Below are 6,096 nucleotides of genomic sequence, written 5' to 3' on the forward strand. Positions count from 1 at the left end.
CCCCTCCCCCGTCCGCCGGTGTCCCACCACCTGACATGCGACATGCCCCGCGCGTCAGGAGTACCGGAATGACCCCCTTTTTCCGGGTTGGTCGCGACCCGAGGGGGCCACGTGTGCACCCGTCTCAGAAGGTCATGCTCCTGTTCGTGGAAGGAACTCCCGGCACGTGAGCGGCCAGTCCGTAACAGTCTGGACGGAGCTTGCCGTTACAGCCCGAAGGTCTGAGTGCAGAAGGGGCAAATGATCTCCACTCTGTGGGAATCCGAGTTCCCTGGGTCCGCCGCAACTGGGGAGCGCAGAGTTTCTTCGGACATTGTACAATTCCGCCCCGTAGGACATCGAGGGAGCCCCCCAATGCACACGGACACTCAGGACGCGCCGGCTGGCCGCGAAACCCTTCTCGGTTATCGGGTGGGGACGAAGTTGAACGCGGCGGCGTCATTTGGCGCGGACTTTTCGCCCGGACGTCTGGTGCAGCTGTCCCTGGAACACTTAACGCTCCACCTGGATTCGCGCACCGTGCCTCGCAAGGGCCAGGCCGCGTCGGTGGTGGTGGGCGAGGGCGAGCGGTGGGCCACCGCGCTCGACGCGGAAGTGATTGGCGTCAATGACGCGCGGCCGGAGGTCAGCCTGCGCTTCGTCGCGCCGCCGCTCGACGCGGGCCGCCGCATCGTGGGGCTCCTGGAGTCGCTGCGCGACAACGGCCTGCTGCTTACGCCGGAGACGCGGCCGGTGTGGCGCGAGCAGATTGACCGCGCGGACCGCGTGGCGCGCATCTGTGAGGCGCTCGCGTCGCGCCAGGCCCGGGGCGTGCTGCGCACCCAGGACGGTCAGCGCGTGGAGGTCACGGCCTCCTTCTTCGAGCCCCTGCAGGACATGCTCGGCTGGAAGCTGCACGGCGCGCTCCCGCAGGGCCCCTTCACGGTGGAGGCCTTCGGCTACAGCAGCGTGGTGCACTTCCAGGCGGAGGCCGCGCGCGTGGAAGGCGACCTGCTGGTGATGCCGGTGCCCACGTCGCTCGTGCGCTTCCGTCACCGCTGGCTGCGCCGCACCCAGGCCAGCGCGTCGTGCACGCTGGAGTTCGACCATCCGCTCTGGCCCCAGGTGCACGTGCGCCGCGGCCTGCTGGATGTCTCCTATGAGGGGCTGTCCTTCCTCACCGAGCCCGGCGAGGACCTGATGTACCCGGGCCTGCGCCTGCCGGTGATGGAGGTGGCGCTGGACGGCCACGCCCCGGTGCGGCTGCGCGCGGAGGTGCGCAACATCTCCAGCACGCCCCACGGACGGCGCTGCGGCGTGTCCGTCCGGCCGCTGGACGCCGAAGGGGCCCGCGCGTGGCGGGCGCTCGTGGAGACCCAGGCCCACCCCACCACCCAGGTGGAAGGCGACTGGAATGACTCCACCTGGAAGCTCTTCGAGCGCTCCGGCTACTTCCGCCTCCCGGGCAAGGAGCCGGAGAAGTTCACCAACCTGCGCGAGCAGTTCGACCACACGCAGGACAAGCTCCAGGAGCAGCCCCGCCTGGGCTACCGCGTGGTGCGCCCGGCGGAAGATGGCGTGGAGGCCACGCTGTCCGTCCTCAAGCCCTACGCGGGCAGCTGGATGGCGCACCAGCTGGCGCGGCACCAGCCCGCCAACAGCAAGTCCACCGCGCGCGAAGCCCTGCGCGACATCTACCTGCGCGGCTACGAGCCCACGCAGGCGGATCCGGAGGTGAAGTGGTTCTTCGCCTACTGCGAGGCGAACGTGCGCTGGGTGCGCTACACGAAGTTCGACTTCGCCAACTGGTACTCGCACACCGGCCAGACGTGCCTCGTGCCCTTCCGCCTGATGGAGGGCGAGGTGGATTCTCCCTGGGCGGTGCCCGCTGGCATCGCGCTGGACACGCCCACCGCGGAGGAGCGCACGCGCTTCTTCGAGCGCGTGGCCAGCACCCGTCCGGAGGCCTACCGTGAAGCGCTGGACCTGGTGCCCGAGCGCTTCGACCTGAGCCAGATGCGCACCGGCTGGGGTGAGGCGGGCCTGTCCCGCGAGCGCGAGCTGGTGGTGGCCCGTCACGAGGGCCGCGCCGTGGCGATGGCGGTGTTCGAGTCCGCTCAGCCGGGCCTCAACCTCTTCAACGTGCTGGACGGCGTGCGCCTGGTGCCGCTGGAGGACGACGCGCGCCCGGAGGTGCAGGACGCGTTCGTGGCGCTGCTCGGCCGCGCGGCGGACTGGTACCGCGCGCGCGACCGCAAGGTGTTCGTCCACTACGTGGAGTCCACCTGCGTGGAGTACGCGGAGCGCGTGTCGCTGGCGGACCTGGGCGAGGGCAAGCTGTGGGTGATGTCCGCCCGCCTGCTGCCGGAGTTCCTCGAGCACCTGTGCGAGTCCACCACGCCTCGCGCCGCCTGAGTTCTTCCCGTCGTCCGCACGGGCCGGGGTCTTCTTCCCCGGCCCGCGGCGACGGTGCTGCTGCTGCTACCGCTTAGAGCCCTTCGTCCTCGGGGTCCGGATAGGACTCCAGCTCCTCGTCCTCTTCCTCCACGGGCGCGGCGGCCTTGGCGTTGCGGCCCTTGCCTCCCTTGCCCTCGGTCGCCACGGGAAGGTCCGTGTCCGGGCCCACGACGTAGCCCTGGCGGCCCTGCTGGATGCGGCGCAACAGGCCCTCCTGCTCCAGCGCCTCCAGGAGCCGCGCGAAGGTGGAGAAGCCGTGATCGCGCTCGTCGAAGTCGGGCTCCTTGCGGACGATGGTCTCCTTGATGAGCGACGGGTTGAGCGGGCCGGTGGCACGGCGCAGCAGGCTCTGCACCACCTCGCGCGCGATGGCGGGCACCTCGGCCTTGCTCTTGCCGCCCTTGCCCTCGTGGCCTTCCTTGCCGGAGGCCTCGCCCTTGTGGCCCTTGCCCTCGTCCTTGCCACCCTTGCCGCCGCGCTTGCCGCCGCGGCCCTCGTCGGACTTGTCGCCCTTGTGGCCCTTGCCCCCGTGCTCCTTCTCCTTGTCGCCCCGGGACTTGGGCCGCATGTAGATGAACTGGTCGCACGCGTTCACGAACATGCGGGAGCTGGCCTCCTTCACCGCCAGGCCAATGACGGTGCGGCCGTTCTCACGCAGCTTGTACGCCAGCGGGCAGAAGTCGCTGTCCCCGGAGCCGATGACGAAGGTGTCGATCTGCTCGCGCGCGTAGCAGAGCTCCAGCGCGTCGATGACCAGGCGCATGTCCGCGCTGTTCTTGCCGGCGCGGGTGGAGGGGGGCACGTCCACCAGCTCCACGCCCACGTCGTGCAGGCGCACCTTCGCGTCCGCGAAGCGCGACCAGTCGCAGTAGGCGCGGCGGAAGACGACCTTGCCCTGCTCCAGCAGCTGGTCCAGCGCGGGCTGGAGGTCGAAGTTGTTGGAGCTGATGCCGGTGTTGGTGACCAGGTTCTCGAAGTCGATGAAGAGGGCGATGCGGTGCTGCTCGTCGGTACGTCCAGCCAAAGGTGCCTCGTATTTTTTGCCGCGCTTACGCGGCGCGAAGAAAGACAGACAGGGGGGCCAGCCGCGAGCGGTCCCTGGCCCGTGCGTGCTGCACCCTACTGTGTAGCCGCCACCACGGGCACGGCCCGTGTTCAGCCGCTGAACATTCAGCGCCCTCCACCCCATGTTGAGGTGTGAGCCAGGGGGCAGCGCCCCCATGCCACGGAGGAGTAACGATGATGCGCAGATTCCCCGGAGGATGGCGAGCAGTGCTGTTCACCGCTCCAATGCTCGGTCTGTTGCTGGGACCCGGCCTGGGGCGGGCGGAAGCACCCAATGTGGGGAGGGCCCAGGACCTGGGCGCGAGGGGGATACTCAGCGAACGGGCCAGCACCAGCCCGTCCAACGTCGTGGGCACCGTCTCGGACAGCAACCCCGCGAGCCTCACCCAGAACCAGGCAAGCCGGCAAATCAATCCCGACCCGGACCGGATGCTCCAGGTGACGGGGCCGGTGGTGAAGCAGGACGGGCTGACGCTCTACGTCCAGGACGTGTCGGGTCCGGTGGTGCCCCTCGACATGAGCGCGCTGCAAATCAGCAAGCTGCCCCAGAAGGGCCAGCAGGTCGTGGCCGTCTACCAGGTGGAGGAAAAGACGAACAACGTGGCCCTGTCCATCGCTGGCGAGAAGCTGGACTAGCGCGCCGCCAGGTCGGAGGGGGACTTCAGTTCGCCTTCGCGCCGCGCACCTCGTCCAGCACGCTCAGGTCCACCAGCCCCGCGATGTCGTCGCTGGGAATGAACCCCAGCTCCTTCGCGTGGCGGGCGGAGGTCGCGAGCGCGGCGGGCACCGGATCCAGGCTGGGCTCCAGGCGGGAGAAGGCGTCCTGGAGCACCGGCGCCGGCAGGGGCTTGTGGGTGAGCTGCCCGAAGGCGGCGTTGGTGGACGTGGCGAAGGCGGCCGGGTCCGCGCGCCAGCGCTCGGTGAGCCGCACGTGCGTGCGCAGGAGCGCGGCGATGCGCGGGCGCTGCGTCTCCAGCACCTTCTTCGTCGTCACCACCACCGTGGTGGGGAAGCGCTTGTCCGGCCACAGGTCGCGCTCGTCCACGAGGATGTGGCCGCCGCCTTCGGCGAGCATGCGCGCGCCCCAGGGCTCCGGCACCCACGCGCCTTCAATGGCGCCCTGGAGGTACTGGCCCAGGATGTCCGGGTTGCTGATGGGAATCACCTGCACGTCGCCGCCCGCGTCCGCGGAGATGCTGAGCTTCTGCTCCTTGAGCCAGTGGCGCAGCGCGATGTCCTGGGTGTTGCCCAGCTGCGGCGTCGCCAGCTTCTTGCCCTTCAGGTCCGCGGCCGTCTTCGCGGACTTCACCACCAGCACCGCGCCGCCGTTCACCGCGCCCGCGATGATGCGCAGCTCCTTGCCGGCCTTGAGGTACGTGTTGATGGCGGGGCCGGGCCCCACGTAGGCCACGTCCACGGAGCCCGCCACCAGCGCCTCCATGGCGGCGGGGCCCGCGTTGAACTGGCGCACCTCCACGTGGCCCATCCCGGGCTGCGACCCCAGCAGCCCCTCCGAGTTCGCCACCAGCGCCTGCGCATGCGTGATGTTGGGGAAGAAGGCCACGCGCAGCGGCGCGTTGGCGCCGGACGGGGTGTCGCGCTTGCACGACGACACGCCGGTCAGGAGGACGCAGAGGAGGACGAGGCCGGGCACTGGACGCGGGGAACGCATGGGTGCCCTCACGCTAACGGGCAAGCCGTGCCGGTTTTCAATGCCCTTGAGGGTGAAATGACGTGAAGCGTCGTGAGGCTCACACCGGGCTCACACGCGGCCGCCTCAAGACGACGTCGTCAGGCCCCACCGGCGGCGCAGCTTCGCCTCCACCGTCTGGAAGAGGACCCGGTCCACGGTGACGCCGATGAGGATGATGGCGAGCATCACCGCCATCACCTGCGTCACGTCCATCAGCTCGCGCCCCATGGTGAGCAGCTGGCCCAGCCCGCCGGAGACGAAGAGCAATTCGCCCGCGAGCAGCGCGCGCCACGCGAAGCTCCACCCCAGCTTGAGGCCGGTGACGATGCCGGGCAGGGCGCCGGGCAACAGCACGCCGAAGTAGAAGCGCAGGCCGCGCACGCCCAGCGTCCGGGCCACGCGCGCCAGCTGCGGATCCAGGCCGTTGACCGCGTCCTCGGTGGCGATGGAGATGCCCAGCACGCTGCCCATCACCACCACGAAGAGGATGGCGCTGTCGTTGAGGCCGAACCACAGGAGGGCCAGCGGCAGCCAGCAGATGGAGGGCAGCGCCTGGAGCCCCGTCACCACGGGCTTCACCGCGTTGCGGAAGAAGGCGAGCCGCGCGATGAGCAGCCCCAGCGGCACGCCGATGCACACCGACATGGCGTAGGCGCGCACGAGCCGCCCCATGGAGCGCAGCGTGGCGCCGCCCAGCCGCCCGTCGCGGGCCATGGCGAACAGGCTCTCCAGCACTTCGAGGGGACCGGGGAACAGGTGCTTGTTCCACACGCCCGAGCGCGACAGCCCCTCCCAGAGGGCGAAGAGCAGCACGAGCATTCCCAGCTTCTGCGCCCACTTCAGCATGGAGGGGTCCTCAGCGGCCGGTGACGATGCTGGGCCGCGGCAGGCTGGAAGGGGTC

General features: G+C 69.9%; 5 protein-coding genes. 2 read left to right on the top strand and 3 right to left on the bottom strand.

Going from position 1 to position 6,096, the window contains the following annotated elements:
* Positions 1-354 precede the first annotated feature (354 nt).
* The gene (locus D7V97_RS38555; RefSeq protein WP_120615580.1) at positions 355-2,394 is read left to right on the top strand and encodes a PilZ domain-containing protein; all 2,040 of its coding nucleotides are present in this window, start codon (positions 355-357) and stop codon (positions 2,392-2,394) included.
* A gap of 73 nt (positions 2,395-2,467) precedes the next feature.
* Here D7V97_RS38555 and D7V97_RS38560 read toward each other — a convergent pair whose 3' ends face one another.
* Positions 2,468-3,460, bottom strand: coding sequence for an NYN domain-containing protein (locus D7V97_RS38560; RefSeq protein ID WP_120615581.1), 993 nt, complete (start codon positions 3,458-3,460; stop codon positions 2,468-2,470).
* Between the two features lie 215 nt (positions 3,461-3,675).
* Here D7V97_RS38560 and D7V97_RS38565 point away from each other — a divergent pair, with 215 nt between their 5' ends.
* Positions 3,676-4,137 carry a hypothetical protein gene (locus D7V97_RS38565; RefSeq protein WP_147445154.1) on the top strand — a complete coding sequence of 154 codons (462 nt, stop codon included), beginning with the start codon at positions 3,676-3,678 and terminating at the stop codon, positions 4,135-4,137.
* Between the two features lie 25 nt (positions 4,138-4,162).
* Here D7V97_RS38565 and D7V97_RS38570 read toward each other — a convergent pair whose 3' ends face one another.
* Both D7V97_RS38570 and D7V97_RS38575 read right to left on the bottom strand, forming a co-directional pair.
* Complete coding sequence (locus D7V97_RS38570; protein WP_120615583.1) at positions 4,163-5,173, bottom strand: ABC transporter substrate-binding protein; 1,011 nt, start codon at positions 5,171-5,173, stop codon at positions 4,163-4,165.
* Between the two features lie 105 nt (positions 5,174-5,278).
* Positions 5,279-6,040, bottom strand: a complete 762-nt coding sequence (locus tag D7V97_RS38575) for an ABC transporter permease (protein WP_120615584.1) — start codon at positions 6,038-6,040, stop codon at positions 5,279-5,281.
* Positions 6,041-6,096 lie beyond the last annotated feature (56 nt).

Origin of the sequence: Corallococcus sp. CA053C, assembly GCF_003611675.1 — a bacterium.
GTDB lineage: Bacteria > Myxococcota > Myxococcia > Myxococcales > Myxococcaceae > Corallococcus.

Excerpts from the sequence above, each read along its gene's own strand:
- D7V97_RS38555 (WP_120615580.1), top strand. The coding sequence starts at position 355 with ATGCACACGGACACTCAGGACGCGCCGGCTGGCCGCGAAACCCTTCTC.
- D7V97_RS38570 (WP_120615583.1), bottom strand. The coding sequence starts at position 5,173 with ATGCGTTCCCCGCGTCCAGTGCCCGGCCTCGTCCTCCTCTGCGTCCTC.
- D7V97_RS38565 (WP_147445154.1), top strand. The coding sequence starts at position 3,676 with ATGATGCGCAGATTCCCCGGAGGATGGCGAGCAGTGCTGTTCACCGCT.
- D7V97_RS38575 (WP_120615584.1), bottom strand. The coding sequence starts at position 6,040 with ATGCTGAAGTGGGCGCAGAAGCTGGGAATGCTCGTGCTGCTCTTCGCC.